General features: G+C 70.5%; 18 protein-coding genes and 1 pseudogene. 14 read left to right on the top strand and 5 right to left on the bottom strand.

From position 1 onward, the window contains the following. Positions 1 to 67 precede the first annotated feature (67 nt). Together ACH3VR_RS18050 and ACH3VR_RS18045 are read left to right on the top strand one after the other, a co-directional pair. On the top strand, positions 68 to 1,183 hold the full coding sequence (locus ACH3VR_RS18050; RefSeq protein ID WP_397557704.1) for an ROK family protein: 1,116 nt from the start codon (positions 68 to 70) through the stop codon (positions 1,181 to 1,183). Between the two features lie 9 nt (positions 1,184 to 1,192). Continuing rightward, complete coding sequence (locus tag ACH3VR_RS18045; RefSeq protein WP_397557703.1) at positions 1,193 to 2,926, top strand: glycoside hydrolase family 13 protein; 1,734 nt, start codon at positions 1,193 to 1,195, stop codon at positions 2,924 to 2,926. Between the two features lie 3 nt (positions 2,927 to 2,929). On the opposite strand, the gene ACH3VR_RS18040 is transcribed toward ACH3VR_RS18045, so the two are convergent. Next, positions 2,930 to 3,928: a glycosyltransferase gene (locus tag ACH3VR_RS18040; RefSeq protein ID WP_397557702.1), complete on the bottom strand. Its 999-nt coding sequence runs from the start codon at positions 3,926 to 3,928 to the stop codon at positions 2,930 to 2,932. 405 nt (positions 3,929 to 4,333) lie between these two features. Next, positions 4,334 to 4,783, bottom strand: a pseudogene (locus ACH3VR_RS18035) (SRPBCC family protein); the annotation flags it as partial. Positions 4,784 to 4,873: 90 nt separating this feature from the next. Between ACH3VR_RS18035 and ACH3VR_RS18030 the strand changes: the two are divergent. Continuing rightward, the gene (locus ACH3VR_RS18030) at positions 4,874 to 5,206 is read left to right on the top strand and encodes a hypothetical protein (RefSeq protein ID WP_397557701.1); all 333 of its coding nucleotides are present in this window, start codon (positions 4,874 to 4,876) and stop codon (positions 5,204 to 5,206) included. On the opposite strand, the gene ACH3VR_RS18025 is transcribed toward ACH3VR_RS18030, so the two are convergent. From ACH3VR_RS18025 to ACH3VR_RS18015, 3 genes are read right to left on the bottom strand one after another with little or no spacing between them, the layout of a single operon-like run. After that, entirely contained in the window at positions 5,199 to 5,837 is a 639-nt protein-coding gene (locus ACH3VR_RS18025) for a DUF3618 domain-containing protein (protein ID WP_397557700.1), read from the bottom strand. The two genes, ACH3VR_RS18030 and ACH3VR_RS18025, sit on opposite strands and share 8 nt — an antisense overlap. Continuing rightward, positions 5,834 to 6,250, bottom strand: a complete 417-nt coding sequence (locus ACH3VR_RS18020; protein WP_397557699.1) for a phage holin family protein — start codon at positions 6,248 to 6,250, stop codon at positions 5,834 to 5,836. The genes ACH3VR_RS18025 and ACH3VR_RS18020 overlap by 4 nt, the downstream gene beginning before the upstream one ends. After that, the gene (locus ACH3VR_RS18015) at positions 6,228 to 7,043 is read right to left on the bottom strand and encodes a hypothetical protein (protein ID WP_397557698.1); all 816 of its coding nucleotides are present in this window, start codon (positions 7,041 to 7,043) and stop codon (positions 6,228 to 6,230) included. Before ACH3VR_RS18015 ends, ACH3VR_RS18020 begins: the two co-directional genes overlap by 23 nt. A gap of 336 nt (positions 7,044 to 7,379) precedes the next feature. Between ACH3VR_RS18015 and ACH3VR_RS18010 the strand changes: the two genes are divergently transcribed. From ACH3VR_RS18010 to ACH3VR_RS17960, 11 genes are all read left to right on the top strand, one after another. Beyond that, positions 7,380 to 8,057 carry a DUF6766 family protein gene (locus tag ACH3VR_RS18010; protein WP_397557697.1) on the top strand — a complete coding sequence of 226 codons (678 nt, stop codon included), beginning with the start codon at positions 7,380 to 7,382 and terminating at the stop codon, positions 8,055 to 8,057. Between the two features lie 2 nt (positions 8,058 to 8,059). Beyond that, positions 8,060 to 8,449 carry a hypothetical protein gene (locus ACH3VR_RS18005; protein WP_397557696.1) on the top strand — a complete coding sequence of 130 codons (390 nt, stop codon included), beginning with the start codon at positions 8,060 to 8,062 and terminating at the stop codon, positions 8,447 to 8,449. Then, positions 8,446 to 10,107: an alpha-amylase family protein gene (locus tag ACH3VR_RS18000; protein WP_397557695.1), complete on the top strand. Its 1,662-nt coding sequence runs from the start codon at positions 8,446 to 8,448 to the stop codon at positions 10,105 to 10,107. The genes ACH3VR_RS18005 and ACH3VR_RS18000 overlap by 4 nt, the downstream gene beginning before the upstream one ends. Positions 10,108 to 10,250: 143 nt before the next feature. Further along, positions 10,251 to 10,424 (top strand): hypothetical protein, encoded by a 174-nt coding sequence (locus tag ACH3VR_RS17995; protein ID WP_397557694.1) that lies wholly within the window; start codon positions 10,251 to 10,253, stop codon positions 10,422 to 10,424. 10 nt (positions 10,425 to 10,434) lie between these two features. Beyond that, positions 10,435 to 10,746 carry a hypothetical protein gene (locus ACH3VR_RS17990; RefSeq protein WP_397557693.1) on the top strand — a complete coding sequence of 104 codons (312 nt, stop codon included), beginning with the start codon at positions 10,435 to 10,437 and terminating at the stop codon, positions 10,744 to 10,746. A gap of 2 nt (positions 10,747 to 10,748) precedes the next feature. Further along, positions 10,749 to 12,266, top strand: a complete 1,518-nt coding sequence (locus tag ACH3VR_RS17985) for an FAD-dependent oxidoreductase (protein ID WP_397557692.1) — start codon at positions 10,749 to 10,751, stop codon at positions 12,264 to 12,266. A 30-nt stretch (positions 12,267 to 12,296) separates the two neighbouring features. Continuing rightward, the gene (locus tag ACH3VR_RS17980; protein WP_397557691.1) at positions 12,297 to 13,181 is read left to right on the top strand and encodes an SDR family oxidoreductase; all 885 of its coding nucleotides are present in this window, start codon (positions 12,297 to 12,299) and stop codon (positions 13,179 to 13,181) included. A 1-nt stretch (position 13,182) separates the two neighbouring features. Continuing rightward, positions 13,183 to 13,611, top strand: a complete 429-nt coding sequence (locus ACH3VR_RS17975) for a hypothetical protein (RefSeq protein ID WP_397557690.1) — start codon at positions 13,183 to 13,185, stop codon at positions 13,609 to 13,611. Further along, positions 13,608 to 14,837 (top strand): NRAMP family divalent metal transporter, encoded by a 1,230-nt coding sequence (locus tag ACH3VR_RS17970; RefSeq protein ID WP_397557689.1) that lies wholly within the window; start codon positions 13,608 to 13,610, stop codon positions 14,835 to 14,837. The genes ACH3VR_RS17975 and ACH3VR_RS17970 overlap by 4 nt, the downstream gene beginning before the upstream one ends. Then, a complete protein-coding gene (locus tag ACH3VR_RS17965; protein ID WP_397557688.1) occupies positions 14,834 to 15,250 on the top strand; it encodes a hypothetical protein in 417 nt (138 codons plus the stop codon). The genes ACH3VR_RS17970 and ACH3VR_RS17965 overlap by 4 nt, the downstream gene beginning before the upstream one ends. Further along, positions 15,237 to 15,596 carry a PRC-barrel domain-containing protein gene (locus ACH3VR_RS17960; protein ID WP_397557687.1) on the top strand — a complete coding sequence of 120 codons (360 nt, stop codon included), beginning with the start codon at positions 15,237 to 15,239 and terminating at the stop codon, positions 15,594 to 15,596. The genes ACH3VR_RS17965 and ACH3VR_RS17960 overlap by 14 nt, the downstream gene beginning before the upstream one ends. The last annotated feature ends 56 nt before the right edge of the window (positions 15,597 to 15,652 follow it).

The following is a 15,652-nucleotide window of genomic DNA, read 5'->3' as shown; positions in this document are numbered from 1 at the left end:
GAGAAACTTGACGGGTTGTGATGGCGGGTATTCATGCCAATATGGAACGAATGAGAGGATCCGCTTCATGCTGACCGACAGCGAGAAGGCGCTCGCTCGGGCCGTGCTCATCCACGGGCCGATCTCGCGCAGCGCCCTCACGACACGGCTCGGCCTCTCGCCCGCGAGCCTCACGCGGCTCGCCAAGCCCTTCCTCGACCGCGGGCTGCTCATCGAGCTCGATGACACCGCCGACGGCACGGTCGGGCGGCCCGTGCGCCCGCTCGACGTGGCGCCCGACATCGGCCGGTTCGTCGGCGTCAAGCTCACCGGCGACGCCCTGCACGTCGTCGCGACAGACGTGCGCGCGACGCTCCTCGGGGTGACGCAGCGCCCACTGCGCGATCGCCGGCCGGAGGCCGTCGCGGCCGAGGTCGCGGCAGCCGTCGCCGAGCTCGGCCTCCTGAGCCCGAGCGGCGTCGGGGTATCGCTCGGCGGCTCGGTGCGCGACGACGTCGTCGAGTTCGCGCCGTTCCTCGGCTGGGAGGACGTGGCCTTCGCGCCCCTCCTCGAACGGCTCGTCGGATCGCCCGTCTCGCTCGAGAACGACCTCGTCGCGCTCGCCGAGGCCGAACGCTGGTTCGGGCTCGGGCGCGGCATCCCGGGCTTCTCCGTCATCACCATCGGCGCCGGCGTCGGGTACGGGCTCGTCGTGCACGGCGAGGTCGTCCGCTCGCGCGAGGCGGGACTCGGGCTGGGCGGGCACCTGCCGCTCAGCGCCGTCGGCCCCGTGTGCCATATGGGCCACCGCGGCTGCGCCGAGGCGATGCTCACGTCGGGCTCGATCGCCGCCCAGGTGTCGGCATCCCTCCAGAGATCCGTCGGCTACGACGAAGCCCTCGCGCTCGCAGCCGCGGGCGATCCCGCGGCGCGGGCCGTCGTGGATGCCGCCGCCGATGCCCTCGCGCGATTCGTCGCGCTCGCCGCCAACCTCACGATGCAGCCCGCGACGGTGCTCGCGGGCGAAGGGATCGGGCTGTTCGCCGTCGCGGAGGACCGCGTGCGCAGGGCGATCGCGGGCGAGCGTGACCCGCGCGCCGACCCGATCGAGCTCTACATCGACGAATCCGGCTTCACGGCGTGGGCGCGCGGCGCCGCCGCCGTGGCGATCCAGGCCGCCGTCGACCGGCTGGCCCTGGACTGAAAGGACCTCATGAGCAATCCGCTGACCGACCCCGCCACCACCCCGTGGTGGACCGGGGCCGTCGTGTACCAGATCTATCCCCGGTCGTTCCAGGACTCCGACGGCAACGGCATCGGCGACCTGCGCGGTGTCCTGCAGCGCGTCGACCACCTCGCCGAGCTCGGCGTCGACGTCGTGTGGTTCTCGCCCGTGTACCGCAGTCCGCAGGACGACAACGGCTACGACATCAGCGACTACCAGGACGTCGATCCGCTGTTCGGCACGCTCGCCGATCTCGACGAGGTCGTGCAGGCGCTGCACGAGCGCGGCATCAAGGTCGTCATGGACCTCGTCGTCAACCACACGAGCGACGAGCATCCGTGGTTCGTCGAGTCGCGGTCGTCGGCCGACAACCCGAAGCGCGACTGGTACTGGTGGCGACCGGCGCGCGCCGGCATGCAGGCGGGCGAGCCCGGCGCCGAGCCCACGAACTGGGGCTCGTTCTTCTCCGGTCCGACCTGGGCGTTCGACGAGGCGACGGGCGAGTACTACCTGCACCTGTTCAGTCGGAAGCAGCCCGACCTCAACTGGGAGAACCCCGAGGTGCGCAAGGCCGTCTACGACATGATGCGCTGGTGGCTCGACCGCGGCATCGACGGCTTCCGCATGGACGTCATCAACCTGATCTCCAAGCGCACCGGCCCCGACGGCGAGCTCGCGGACGGGCTCGTGTCGGTCGGCCCGTACGGAGATGCCGGCCCCATCACGACCAACGGCCCGCGGCTGCACGAGTTCCTCCAGGAGATGCACCATGCGGTCTTCGACGGGCGCGACGGCGAACTCCTCCTCGTCGGCGAGACCCCGGGCGCCACGATCGAGGAGGGCAAGCTTCTCACCGACCCCGCGCGCGACGAACTCGGCATGATCTTCACGTTCGAGCACATGGGTCTCGATCACGGACCGGCCGGGCGCTTCGACATCAAGCCCCTCGACCTGCGCGAACTCAAGGCGACCATGTCGCGCTGGCAGGCGGGACTGCAGGATGCGGGCTGGAACTCGCTCTACTGGGAGAACCACGACCAGCCCCGCATCGTGTCGCGCTTCGGCGACGACGGCGAGTTCCGCCGCGAGTCGGCGACGATGCTCGGCACCGTGCTGCACCTGCACCGCGGCACGCCGTACGTCTATCAGGGTGAAGAGCTCGGCATGACGAACGCGCACTTCACCTCGTTCGAGTCATACCGCGACATCGAGTCGCTGCGCTACGTGGCGCAGGCGCGCACGATCGGACACCTCAGCGACGACCAGCTGCTCAAGGGCCTCCAGGACGGCAGCCGCGACAACGCGCGCACGCCCGTGCAGTGGGATGCCTCGCCCCAGGCCGGATTCACGACCGGCACGCCCTGGATCGCGGTCAACCCCAACCACCGCAGCATCAACGCCGAGGCGCAGCGCGCCGATCCCGAGTCGGTCTTCCACCATTACCGGCGGCTCATCGCGCTGCGCCACGACGAGGCCGTCGTGCGCTTCGGCGACTTCACCCTGCTGCTGCCGGAGGACCCCGACGTCTACGCGTTCACGCGCACGCTCGGAGACGAGCGGCTCGTCGTCGCGGCGAACTTCCGCGGCGAGTCGCGCACGGTGGATCTCGGCATCGACCTGCACGGCGCCGAGCTCGTGCTCGGCAACTACGCCGACAGCGCCGCGCCCGAGTCGGCCATCGTGACGCTGCGGCCCTGGGAGGCCGTCGTCGTCCGGGCCTGACCGTCAGCGGGCGCCGACGCCGACGGGTCTGCCTCGAGCGCCCGAGGCGACGACGTCGCCCAGCACGGCATCCCACCCCCGCAGGAAAGTGGCGTGGCTGAAGCGATGCAGGGCATGATGGCGCGCCCGCTGCCCCGCCTCGAAGGCGAGCCCCGGATCGACGATGTAGGCGATCGAGGCGCGCAGCAGCTCGTCGAGGTCGGTCGAGACGACTCCGGCGCCGTGCGGGACGGCGCGAGGCGCCTCCGTCGCGGCCACGGCGACCACCGGCATCCCGATCATCATGGCCTCGATGAGGGCGAGTCCGAGCGAGGTCCAGCGATGGGGATGCAGGTACACCCGCCGCTCTCCGAGTTCTCTGCGCAGGAGTTCGGGCGAGAGGTCGCCCGCCGCGACGATGCCCGTCTCCTCAGGCGGATACGTCTCCTCGAGCTCGACACCACCGCTGCCGAAGACGTCGACGGGCGCGATGCGCGCGAATGAGGGGAGCAGGTCGGTCCCCGTGACGCGGCCACGGCGGGCGGGCTCGTTGACGACGGCGCCGAAGTGCGCCAGCCCTCCCGTGTAGTGATCACCCGGGTCGGGCAGGCCGTGTTCGACCACCAGCGTGCGAGCTCGTCCGCTGTCCCAGAAGAGGTCGTTGAAGTGCGTGATATGGACGACCGGGATGGCGTCCTGATCGGAGAGCGGATGCCTGCTCCGGATCGAGTCGGGTGGCGGCGCATGATGCTCGAGGTAGACGGCGGGAAGCTCCCGTCCGACACGGCGGCCCGTGAGCCGTTCGACGAGCTGCAGCTCCTCAGGCCGCTGCAGCACCACGACGTCGATCTCCTCCTCACGGAGGGATCCGAGTTCGACTTCGCGCGCTCTGACCCACGGCCGTCCGGCGACGCCGAGGCCCCAGGCATCCCGTGCTTCGTCGACCGGGATGAGGTAGTCGTGGTCGCCGCGTACGAAGGCGTCGGTGTACGCGGTGTGCACGTTCCAGAGGAGCACTCGCATGACGGATCTCCTGTCCGCTCGCAGGGGCAACGCCCGCACGTCGCCGCGCTGCGAGAATTGTGCCGCCTGCGGGCCCGAATCTGTGAGGGGGTTGAGGTCGGCGCCGAGGGGGAGTAAAAGCGCCGCGCAGACGAAGCCGGCGCCCCCGTGGGGACGCCGGGTTCTTCGGTGCGACGAGTCGATCGATCAGGGTCGATCGTCGGTCTGCTCGCTCGTGCCCACGACTCCGCCGGAGTCGGAGGCGTGCGAGAAGTCGCCGGCCTCTGTCACGCCGCCGGACCCCGTGACGAAGGACGAGCCGCCCGTCGTGGCCGTGTCACCGGTCGCGCCCGTCTCGTCGGCAGTGCCGCTCGTGCTGCTGGTTCCGGGAGTGTCGCTCTTCCCGGGCGAGGCGCCCGCTCCGGGCTCGACGTCGCCGCGCCAGCTGCCCGTCTCGCCGCCTCGCTCCTCGATGAACTCCTTGAAGTTCTCGAGGTCCTTCTTCACGGCGTGCTGAGGCACGCCCACGAGCGAGCCCACCGTCTCGAGGAATCCGTCCGGATCCCAGTCGATCTGCACGGTGACCCGCGTCTGCGTGTCGCCGAGCCGGTGGAACGTCACGACGCCCGCGTGCTCTGTGTCTCCCCCGGTGCTGCGCCATGCGACGCGCTCGTCGGGATGCTGCTCCGTGATCTCGGCGTCGAACTCGCGCTCGGCGCCGCCCACCTTGACCTTCCAGTGCAGGTGCGTCGCGTCGATCTGCCTGATCGACTCGACCTCCTGCAGGAAGTGCGGGAAGCTCTCGAACTGCGTCCACTGGTTGTACGCCGTCGTCACGGGGACGTCGACGTCGATCTTCTCTACGATCTGCACGATCATTCCTTTCGTTCGTGCGGTTCACTCAGCCGGCGGAGCCGGTGTCAACCCTGTGGCCGGATGTCCGGTGCCGGGGGTTACTCTGCGGGCATGAAGCACGTGACGTACGCCGAGAAGTCGCTCCTGATGGATGACACGCTGGTCGCGCTCCTCATGGAGTACGCACGACTCGTCGCGAGCGCAGGCGAGGGCGATACGGTCGACCTCCCCGCTGTCGGAAGCGACGGCCATGAGGTCGTCGCGACCTTCCTGCTCACTCCAGCGACGGTGCTCATGGCGGAGTCCGCGGACTCCGCCATGAGACCGCCGACCGACGTCGGGGTCGAGGCCGACCTCAGGAAGCGCATCCGCCGCCTCTCGGCGACGAACCTCGCGCTTCCCGAGGAGGACGGCCCGATCGGCATCGACGACGAGCTCAGCTGACTCCGGAGTCGGAGCCCCACGACGTTCCGGTCGTGGAGGCGCCCGTGCCGCTCGCGGACGAGCCGTCGGCGCCGGCGGCCTGCTTCGTCTGGTCGGCGACCGTCTGACCGCTTGCCTTCGCGTCGTCGGCGACGGTCTGCGCGGCATCCTGCGCCGTCGTCTTGACCGAGTCGACGGCATCCTGTGCCGGCTCCTTGAGGTTCTGGCCCACTTCGCGCGCGGCGTCCTTCACCTCGTCCATCAAGGGCTGCGCCTTCTGCTCCACCTTCGCGGCGAGCTCGCGCTCCTTGTCGGAGGCGGGGATGAGGGATGCCACGAGCAGGCCCGCGCCGAAGGCGATGAGCCCTGCGGCCAGCGGGTTGCCCTGGGTCTTGACCTTGATCGCGTGGCCCGCGTCCCCGACGCCGTTCGCCACGGAGTGGCCCGCGTCGGCGACCGACGACGTCGCGTCGTCGGCGGCGCCCATGATGTGCTCGCGCAGGCGGTGCATGCCGTGCCGCACCTTGTCCGTCTGACGCTCGACGATCTTCGACGGCGTGACCTTGTCGGCCAGCGCGTCGACGTCCTGGCCCAGATCGCGCCGGGTCGTCTCGATGTTCGCCCGGATCTCCTCGGGTGATTGGTTGCTCATCGGTTCTCCTCGTTTCGCTTGAGCGTTCCCGGAATCTCCCTCAGCGTGTCCACCGTCTGGGGCACGCCCTGGACTTCCTTGATTTTGTTGCGGCCGACCACGATGAGGATCGCCGCGGCGATCCCCCAGAGGATGGCGACGACGAGTGCCCCCAGCCATCCGTTGTCGAAGAGCGATCCGAGGCCCCACCACAGTGCGATCGACAGGAAGAGGACGGTCAGGTGGCCGGCATACGCGCCGGCGCCCAACATGGCCCCCGCCTTGGCGGTCGTCTTGGCCGACTCGCGCAGCTCGGCCTTGGCGAGCTCGAGCTCCTGGCGCATGAGCAGCGACATGTCATGCGTCACCTCGCCGACCAGCTCGCCCAGCGAGCTGTTCGCCGCCTGACGTTCAGAGGGTGTCTGGTCGGTCATCCCCCGACACCTCCCCCTGGCGGTACAGGGCGTCGTCCGGCTCCTGGTCCGCTCGGGTGCCGTCTGCCGCCGTGGACCGCAGCGTCGGCGACGACGAGGTCGCGTCGTAGATCGGCGTCCCCGACCCGCCCGTGTCGGGGGCGCGGTAGCCATCACCGGAGTCGTAGGCGCCCATGCGGCCGTTCGTGCCGGGGTAGCCGGAACCCGTGGCGCCGGGATAGCCGGAGCCCGTGTAGCCGGTGCCCGTGTAGCGCGACGGCGATGACGGCGAACCCGCCGCGAGCGAGCGAGTAAGGCGTCCGACGACGATTCCCGCGACGGCCGCGGCCGCGAGGAAGACGACGGGGCGACGGCGCGCATAGCGCTTGACCTCGTCGAGCACCTGGCCGGGGTCGCGCGAGGAGAGCCACGAGCCGGCGTGGTCGAGCCGGTGCGAGACCTGGCGCACGACATCGGACGCGACGCCGTTCTGCGAGCTCGAGTCGGCCATGCCGCGCAGTTCGTCGCCTGCGGAGCGCAGTCCGTCGGCGAGCCGCTGCTGGCGGTGGGCCGCCTGGTCGCTCACCTCGTCGCGGGTCTGGTGGTACAGGCTCTTCAGCTGCGTCTTCGCTTCGCGCCCGACCTCCTTCGCCTGCTCCTTCGCGGTGTCGGCGACGCCCGCTGCTTCCTGCTTCGCAGTGTCGACGACATCACCGGCGGACGGCTTTCCCGTCGTGGAGGTGTTTTCGGTTGGCGAGGTAGTGGTCGGGTACGACGACCCGCCCGTTGGCAGCGTGTCACGAGTGTCCGACATCGCCACTCCCTTCATGTCGCGCGGCTGATCGGCCGCGGTCGTCCCAGTGAAACCCGACGATCCCCGCGGGACGCGGGGCTTGCGCCCGCGGGGGAAGGTGTGGGATAACGCGAGGTGCTTCAGTCCCGGTGCCATGCGCGCGCGGAGGCCGTCAAGCCCCTGCCGACCCGCACGGCCCGCGCCTACGGTCGTTGGAACCGGAAGCCGGAGAGGGGAGCGACATGGAGCCCGCAGCCGGCCGACTCGCACGGCGCGCGATGTTCTGGACCTGGATGGCCGTGATCGTCGTGGGACTCGCCATCATGATCGTCCTCCCGCTCACCGGGAGGTGACCCCATGAAGCGGTTCGCTCGCGACGCGGGCCTGAGCCTGTTCTTCCTCGTGATCTTCGTGCTCGCGCTGGTCGGTCAGTCGGTCGCGGGCTTCGCCAACGAGAACGAGGAGCTCGCGATGCATGGGCAGCCACCCGTGGGATTCGGCGAGTTCGTGACGTCGTCGAGCTTCCTCGTCGACGTCGCCGAGAACTGGCAGTCCGAGTTCCTGCAGTTCTTCCTGTTCATCCTCGCGACGATCTGGCTCGTCCAGCGAGGCTCCCCGGAGTCGAAGAAGCCGGGCGACGAGGGGGTGGAATCCGACAAGGAGCAGTACCTGGGCCGATACGCGCTCGCCGACTCGCCGCGCTGGGCGCGCAGCACCGGGCTGCGAGGCTGGGTCTACTCCAACTCGCTGCTCCTGGTGATGGGCACGATCTTCCTCCTGTCGTGGCTCGCGCAGTCGCTCGGAGGCGTCGTCGTCGCCAACCAGGAGAACGCCCAGCACGGGATGCCGGCCGAGTCATGGGCGCAGTACGTCGTCTCGCCCGAGTTCTGGAACCGGACGTTGCAGAACTGGCAGTCCGAGTTCCTCGCGGTCGGATGCATGGTGGCGTTCGCGATCTACCTGCGGCAGCGGGGGTCGAGTGAGTCCAAGCCCGTCGGGGCTCCGCACCACGAGAGCGCCGTGTCGTCGGAGTGAGCATGACTCGGATCGGATTCCACGCCTCTCACGAGCAGTTCGCCCCGTCGCGGCTGCTGGCCCTCGTGCGCGACGCCGAGCGCGCCGGCGACGACGCGGCGCTCGGCGCAGCAGCCGACCAGTGGCGCCAGGCCACCGCGCCGGGCGACGTCGTGTGGGACCTCGAGCAGCCCGAGGACTTCGATCGCCTGTCCGATCCGGGCGACGAGGACGCGCTCCGCGCGGCCGTGCTGATCGGCTCCGACCCCCGCGGGATGGCCGAGCGGCTCGCCCGGATCGCGGCGGTCGGCTTCGACGAGCTCTACGTGCACCACGTCGGGCTCGACCAGGATGCGTTCCTCGCGCGTGCGGCCTCCCAGCTGCTGCCGGCCCTGCGGAAGGCGCTCGCATGAGGATGTCCGACACCGGCGATCTGTGGTGGCGCAACGCCGTGTACTACTGCCTCGACGTGGAGACCTTCCGCGACGGCGACGGCGACGGCATCGGCGACTTCCAGGGGCTCACGGAGTCGATCGGCTACCTCGAGCAGCTCGGGGTCACGTGCGTGTGGCTCATGCCCTTCTACCCGACGCCCGACCGCGACGACGGGTACGACATCAGCGACTTCTACGGCGTCGATCCGCGCCTGGGCAGCCTCGGCGACGTCGTCGAGTTCGTGCGGACGGCTCGCAGCCGCGGCATCCGCACGATCATCGACCTGGTCGTCAACCACACCTCGGACAAGCACCACTGGTTCCGCGAGGCGAAGCGCTCGCGCAATTCGCGCTACCGCGACTACTACGTCTGGCGCGACCGCCCCACGAAGAACTCCAAGAACGAGGTCTTCCCCGGCGAGGAGCAGAGCATCTGGGAATGGGAGCCGCGCACCGAGCAGTACTTCCTGCATTCCTTCTATCGCCATCAGCCCGACCTCAACCTCGCCGAGCCGCGCGTGCGCGACGAGGTGTCCAAGATCGTCGCCTTCTGGCTTTCGCTCGGAATCGCGGGGTTCCGCGTCGACGCCGTGCCCTTCCTGCTCTCGGGACCGGGGGCGCCCATCGACTCCGACCCCCACGAGTTCCTTCGCGACCTCAAGCGGTTCATCCGCCGGCGCTCCAGCGAGGCGATGCTGCTCGGAGAGGTCTCGCTGCCCCATGACGGGCAGTTCGCCTACTTCGGAGGCGGTGACGGCGGCGAGCTCGACGCGCAGTTCGACTTCACGCTCATGAACGCCGTGTACCTCTCGCTCGCGAGCGGAGAGGCCGAGCCCATCGCGAAGGCGCTCGCCTCCAGGCCGACGACGCACGAGCCCGCCACGTGGGGCAATTTCCTGCGCAACCACGACGAGCTGACCCTCCACCTGCTGCAGCCCGACGAGCGCGAACGGGTCTTCGAGGAGTTCGCCCCCGATCCCGCCCAGCGCATCTACGATCGCGGCATCGTGCGCCGCCTCGCGCCGATGCTGGGGGGCGACCCCCGCCGGCTCAGGCTGGCGTACAGCCTGCTCTTCTCGCTGCCCGGCGCCCCCGTGCTCTTCTACGGCGAGGAGATCGGCATGGGCGAGAACCCCGAGCTGCGCGGCCGCCTGGCCGTGCGCACGCCGATGCAGTGGTCGCGCACCCGCAACGGCGGCTTCTCGTCGGCCCGGCCGTCGCGGCTGCCGGGTCCCGTCACGACAGGGGGCTACGGCCCCGAGCACGTGAACGTGCGTGACCAGCAGATGGACCGCGGATCGCTTTTCCACTTCATCGGGGCGCTCATCGCCCGGTACCGGACGACTCCGGAGATCGGCTGGGGGGACGTGCGCGTGATCGAGCACGAGACTCCGGGCGTACTGGCCCACCTCATCGCCACCGACCGCGGCGGCGGCCTCCTCGCGCTGCACAATCTGCTGTCCGCGCCCGCGACCGTCCTGCTGCCCACCGCCGACCAGCTCGGGGGCGAAGTCCTCACCGACCTCCTGAATCCGCGCGAGATCCCGATGGAGAGCGGTCAGCCCACAGAGGTGCAACTCGAGGGGTACGGGTTCCGCTGGCTGCAGATCACGCCGGAGGGCGGCGCCGTCGTCTGAGCCTTCCGTCGCGTCGGTGAGGGACGCGTCGGCTCGGATCTGTCAAGCCCCTCGTCGTGGCGGGATTCCGCGCGCACCATCGAACTGTGGGAAGAGCCGGCCCGCTTCGCGGCGCCGACGACGGGATCGAGTAAGGCACGAGGATGAGCAAGAGCAGGACGCATCACCGCCGTGAGGAGGCGGTCGATCCCTCGCAGCAGCCCGGCTATGCACCGAACAGACGTTTCGGCGGTGACAGTGACGACTATCGGCGCGCGGCCGGCAAGGGGTACATCCCCGTCCGGTCGTACCGCATCCCCGCGGACCGGCACGAGTGAGGCGATGACGATGACGATGATGGCGGAAGGGTCTGTGCACCAGCTCGAACTGGTGCCTCTCAGCGAGGACGCCTGGCGTCTGTGCGACCGCAATGTCGAGGAGGACGACCCCGCGAGCGTCGTGGCGTACGTCGAGGCGACGGCAGATGGCGTAGAGGTCATCTGGTTGCACGGTCGCAGCGGCTGGTCGCACTTCACCGAGCTGGGCGACGTGCTGCGTGCGGCAGCAGCCGACCTCTCGCCCGGCGGCGCCTTCGGCCGGGGGCATCGCCCGATCGAGATCCCCCACTTCCCCCCGATGCCCGCCGCCACGACCGGGTAGCCATGAGCTCGCCGACGTCGCCGCCGCAGTCCATCTGGGAGCGCACCTCGACGCCGGTCCGATCAGACCCCCGCCCCGACCGCGCCGACGTCGTGGTGGTCGGGGCGGGCTTGACGGGCCTTGCGACGGCGGTGATGCTCGCCCGCCAGGGCCGGGGCGTCCTGGTGCTCGAGGCGCGGACGGTGGGCGCGGCGACCACGGGGAACACGACCGGAAAGCTCAGCCTCCTGCAGGGGTCGATCGCGAGCGGGATCCGCTCGCACGCGGGCGACGACGTGCTGCGTGCCTACCTCGAAGCGAATCGGGAGGGTCCGGAGTGGATCCGCGCGGAGGCCGGTGACGACGCTGCCGTCATCCAGCCTCGCACCGCGTTCACCTATGCGACGACACCCGAGGGCGACGACGCGCTGCGCGCCGAGGCCGAAGCGCTCGTCGCGGGCGGACTTCCCGTCGAGCTCGAGGGCCCCGGCGCCGACGTCGGTCTGCCGTTCCCCGTCACGAGCGCTCTGCGCCTGCCGGGTCAGTGGCAGCTCCACGCGCTGCGGCTTCTCGTGCGCCTCGTCATCGAGGTGCGCCGGCTCGGTGGTCGCGTCGTCACGGGATGCCGCGTCACGGGCGCCGACGTCGTCGAGCACGGCGTCCGCGTGCACACCGAGGGGCACGACATCGACGCTCGTCTCGTCGTGCTCGCCACCGGCATCCCGATCCTCGACCGCGGCCTGTTCTTCGCGAAGGCCGTACCGTCGCGCTCGCTCGCCGCCGCGTATCGCCTGCCCGGCGGCGTCGCCGTTCCGGACGGGATGTACCTGTCGGTCGACCCGTTGGCGCGCTCCCTGCGCGGGGCGACGGATGCCGAGGATCGCACCGTGCTCATCGCCGGCGGCGGCGGCTTCGTGCCTGGGCGCGAGGAGAGCGTCCTGGCGCGCCGCGACGACCTCGACGGCTGGGTGTTCGACCGGTTTCCCGGGGCCGAGCGGCTCACGTGGTGGGCGGCGCAGGACTACCGCATGGTGACGCACGTGCCGTTCGCGGGGCTCATGCCCCGCGGCAGCGGCCGCATCTACACCGCCACGGGCTTCAACAAGTGGGGGATGGCGAACGCGGCGGCCGCCGCCCTCGCCATCAGCGGCGCGATCGCCGACAGTCCGCCGGTGTGGGCGGAGCAGCTCCGCTCGGGGATGCCGAGCCTCCCCGACGCGGGCGAGGCCGTGACCGCCAATGCCGAGGTCGCCGGCCATCTCGTCGGCGGCTGGACGCGAGCCGAGCTCTCGTCGAACCCCAAGCAGCTGCCCGCCGAAGGCGAAGGGCGCATCGTGCGATCCGGCATCTCGCCCGTCGCCGAGTCGCGCGTCGACGGCACGCTGTGCCGACTGTCCGCCGTCTGCACGCACCTGGGCGGCATCGTCTCGTGGAACGACGCCGAGCGTTCGTGGGACTGCCCGCTGCACGGCTCCCGCTTCGCCGCGGACGGCAGCCGGCTCGAAGGTCCCGCGGTCGCCGATCTCGGCCCGGCGGGCTGACCCTTTCCGACCCCGATCGAGGAGAGCACGATGAGCGACGAGCAGACCGACCCGCGCGAGAAGCACCAAGACCGGTTCCCACCGCAGTCGCAGGGCGACCAGCCCGGCAAGAGCGACGAGGTGAGGCCGAAGCCCGATGCCGGCGAGGACAGCTACCGCGGCTCGGGGCGCCTCGAGGGGCGCAAGGCGCTCATCACGGGCGGCGATTCGGGCATCGGGCGTGCCGTCGCGATCGCGTTCGCGCGCGAGGGTGCCGACGTCGCGATCGCCCACATGGCGGAGGAGCTGGAGGATGCCGACGAGGTCGTGCGTCTCATCGCCGACGCGGGGCGACGCGGTGTGAGCTTCGCCGGCGACCTCCGTGAGGAGCGGTTCGCCACGTCGATCGTCACCGACACGATCGCGCAGTTCGGCGGTCTCGACATCCTCGTGCTCAACGCCGCCTATCAGAAGGACCGCGATGGCCTGGCGACCCTCGAGACCGACGAGTTCGATCGCGTGTTCCGCACGAACCTCTACGGACTGCTGTGGTCGGCGCGCGCGGCCGCGCCGCACCTCGAACCGGGATCGTCGATCATCGTGACGGCGTCGATCCAGGCGTTCCATCCGTCGCCGAGCCTCGTCGACTACGCCATGACGAAGGCCGCCCAGGTCGCGTTCGTCAAGGCGATGGCCCAGGAGTTCGGCCCGAAGGGCGTGCGGGTCAATGCCGTCGCACCCGGGCCCGTGTGGACGCCGCTCATCCCGGCGACCGGCTGGGACCAGAAGAAGGTCGAGGAGTTCGGCACCGACACACCGCTCGGCCGCGCCGCGCAGCCGGCCGAGCTGGCCGGGGCGTACGTGTACCTCGCCTCCGAGGAGGCCTCGTACGTCTCGGCCGCCGTGCTCCCCGTGACGGGCGGCAAGGAGCTCTGACGTGCGGCGCCGGCATGCCCGCGGCCGGTGTCGATCCGCGCTCGCCGGCGGGCTCCTCGTCGTGCTCGCCGTCTCCGGGTGCGCCCCGACGCCCTCGCCCGACCCCGCCCTGGTCAGCCTCTCGCAGGACGCCCTGAGCTACACGCGGTCCGCAATCCTCGGCGTCGACCAGGAGAAGGACGGGCTGATGTTCCGGACGACGGCGACCGCGCTGCTCGGCGACATGGAGACCAAGCTCGCCGACCTCACGCGGGAGGTCGCGCTGCACAGGCCCGCGGATGCGGAGGATGCCGCCTACCGCACCGAGCTGCTCGACGCGAGCATGGCATCGCTCGACGCCGTGCAGGCCGCCGTGCGTGGCGGCTCCGGCGCCGAGGCGCGGCTCGAACGCGCAGCGGACCGCCTCGCGGAGCTCGGGAGCGCCGGATGAAGCGCATCTTCGCCGTCGCCCTCGGCATCCTCACCGCCATCGGCGGGTTCGTCGACATCGGCGACCTCGTCACCAACTCCGTCGTCGGGTCGCGGTTCGGCCTGAGTCTCGTGTGGGTCGTCGCGATCGGGGTCGTCGGCATCTGCCTCTACGCCGACATGGCGGGCCGGGTCGCCGCCGTCGGCGGCCGCGCGACGTTCGAGATCATCCGCGAGCGGCTCGGTCCCCGCACGGGTCTCATCAACCTCGGCGCGTCTTTCCTCATCAACCTGCTGACCGTGACGGCCGAGATCGGCGGCATCGCGCTCGCGCTCCAGCTCGCCGCGGGCGTCGGGCCCGGGATGTGGATCCCCGTCGCGCTGTTCGGCGTCTGGATCGTCCTGTGGCGCGTGAAGTTCTCGATCATGGAGAACGTCGCAGGTCTGCTCGGGCTCTCGCTCATCGTCTTCGTCGTCGCGCTCTTCCTGCTCAAGCCGGACTGGGGGAGCCTCGCGACGGACGTCGTGCAGCCCTGGACCCAGGGCGGCTCGAATCCGCTGTCGTACTGGTACTTCGCGGTCGCGCTGTTCGGCGCCGCCATGACCCCGTACGAGGTGTTCTTCTTCTCGTCGGGCGCCCTCGAGGAGCACTGGACGACGAAGGACCTCGGCACCGAGCGCGCCAACGTCTTCATCGGCTTCCCGCTCGGCGGCATCCTGTCGGTCGCGATCGCGGCGTGCGCGGCGGTCGTGCTCATGCCGCAGGCGATCCAGGTCGAGACGCTGTCGCAGATCGTGCTGCCCGTCTCGCAGGCGGGCGGGCAGCTCGCCCTCGCCTTCGCGATCGTCGGCATCCTCGCGGCGACGTTCGGCGCGGCGCTGGAGACGACGCTGTCCAGCGGCTACACCCTCGCCCAGTTCTTCGGGTGGAGCTGGGGAAAGTTCCGGCGCCCGACTCAGGCCGCCCGGTTCCACCTCGCGATGATCGTCTGCCTGCTCGTCGGGGGAGGCATCCTGCTCACGGGCGTCGACCCGATCGCCGTGACCGAGCTCTCCGTCGTGTTCTCGGCGGTCGCGCTGCCCCTGACGTACTTCCCGATCCTCGTGGTCGCGAACGATCCCGACTACATGGGCGACGAGGTCAACGGGCGCGTGCGCAATGCGCTCGGCGTGGTCTTCCTCGTCATCATCCTGATCGCCGCGATCGCGGCGATCCCGCTCCTCATCGTCTCGGGGATGGGCTCATGACGCATGCACGAGAACCGCAGCATCCGCTCGAGTGGTACCGCGACGTCGATGGCCGCGGCGTCGACGCGCGCCTGCACCTGCTCGACCGGCAGATCCTCGACCGCGACGGCGTGCCGGTCAGCACCGTCGACGACATCGAGCTCGACGGCGTCGCGGTCGGCGGCTCCCCGGATCCCGAGAGCCCGCCCGTCGTGACGGCGATCCTCGTGGGCGCCGCCGTGCTGCCCCGGATCGCGGGCGGGCACATCCCCCGGTCCCAGTGGGACCGTCTGCCGTGGAAGGACGTGAAGCGATTGGGCTCGGCGCTCGAGCTCTCGGTGAAGGCCGACGATCTGGATGCGACATGGGTCGAGCGCTGGGTGCGCGATCGCATCATCGCGCGCATCCCGGGAGGCCGTCATGCTCCTGAGTGAGCTCCTCGGCTGCCGCGTGCACGCCCTCGACGGCGCCGACCTCGGCGTCGTGGTCGATGCGCGCTTCCGCCGAGGCGCGCGGCAGGGTCGGCGGGAGGGCGACCTCGAGCTTGTCGCTCTCATCGTGAGCCCGCACAGCCGGCTCTCGTTCTACGGGTACGAGCGGGGCCGGGTCAATGCCCCCGCGCTCATCAACGCGATCATCACCCGCATGCACCGGGCATCGCGGATCGTGCCGTGGGAGTGCGTCGAGACCGTCGGCGACGGCGATGTGCGACTCGGCGTCGACGCGCCGTTCATCCCGCTCGACGCCCGTCGCCCGATCGGCGAGGCGCGTGGGGCGTGACTTCTCATGCGAACGCCGGATCGGCCCTGTCCGCGTCGATCAGGATGCCTGAGGAG

This window comes from Microbacterium alkaliflavum, assembly GCF_044325405.1.
Taxonomy (GTDB): Bacteria; Actinomycetota; Actinomycetes; order Actinomycetales; family Microbacteriaceae; genus Microbacterium; species Microbacterium alkaliflavum.
Note: the sequence above shows the minus strand (reverse complement) of the source record. Positions and strands in the feature narration are given on the sequence as shown.

Coding starts and splice junctions, on each gene's coding strand:
- ACH3VR_RS18050 (WP_397557704.1), top strand. CDS start 68: ATGCTGACCGACAGCGAGAAGGCGCTCGCTCGGGCCGTGCTCATCCAC.
- ACH3VR_RS18045 (WP_397557703.1), top strand. CDS start 1,193: ATGAGCAATCCGCTGACCGACCCCGCCACCACCCCGTGGTGGACCGGG.
- ACH3VR_RS18015 (WP_397557698.1), bottom strand. CDS start 7,043: ATGTCGGACACTCGTGACACGCTGCCAACGGGCGGGTCGTCGTACCCG.
- ACH3VR_RS17990 (WP_397557693.1), top strand. CDS start 10,435: ATGACGATGATGGCGGAAGGGTCTGTGCACCAGCTCGAACTGGTGCCT.
- ACH3VR_RS18030 (WP_397557701.1), top strand. CDS start 4,874: ATGAAGCACGTGACGTACGCCGAGAAGTCGCTCCTGATGGATGACACG.
- ACH3VR_RS18025 (WP_397557700.1), bottom strand. CDS start 5,837: ATGAGCAACCAATCACCCGAGGAGATCCGGGCGAACATCGAGACGACC.
- ACH3VR_RS17970 (WP_397557689.1), top strand. CDS start 13,608: ATGAAGCGCATCTTCGCCGTCGCCCTCGGCATCCTCACCGCCATCGGC.
- ACH3VR_RS18000 (WP_397557695.1), top strand. CDS start 8,446: ATGAGGATGTCCGACACCGGCGATCTGTGGTGGCGCAACGCCGTGTAC.
- ACH3VR_RS18005 (WP_397557696.1), top strand. CDS start 8,060: ATGACTCGGATCGGATTCCACGCCTCTCACGAGCAGTTCGCCCCGTCG.
- ACH3VR_RS17995 (WP_397557694.1), top strand. CDS start 10,251: ATGAGCAAGAGCAGGACGCATCACCGCCGTGAGGAGGCGGTCGATCCC.
- ACH3VR_RS17960 (WP_397557687.1), top strand. CDS start 15,237: ATGCTCCTGAGTGAGCTCCTCGGCTGCCGCGTGCACGCCCTCGACGGC.
- ACH3VR_RS17980 (WP_397557691.1), top strand. CDS start 12,297: ATGAGCGACGAGCAGACCGACCCGCGCGAGAAGCACCAAGACCGGTTC.
- ACH3VR_RS18010 (WP_397557697.1), top strand. CDS start 7,380: ATGAAGCGGTTCGCTCGCGACGCGGGCCTGAGCCTGTTCTTCCTCGTG.
- ACH3VR_RS18020 (WP_397557699.1), bottom strand. CDS start 6,250: ATGACCGACCAGACACCCTCTGAACGTCAGGCGGCGAACAGCTCGCTG.
- ACH3VR_RS17965 (WP_397557688.1), top strand. CDS start 14,834: ATGACGCATGCACGAGAACCGCAGCATCCGCTCGAGTGGTACCGCGAC.
- ACH3VR_RS18040 (WP_397557702.1), bottom strand. CDS start 3,928: ATGCGAGTGCTCCTCTGGAACGTGCACACCGCGTACACCGACGCCTTC.
- ACH3VR_RS17985 (WP_397557692.1), top strand. CDS start 10,749: ATGAGCTCGCCGACGTCGCCGCCGCAGTCCATCTGGGAGCGCACCTCG.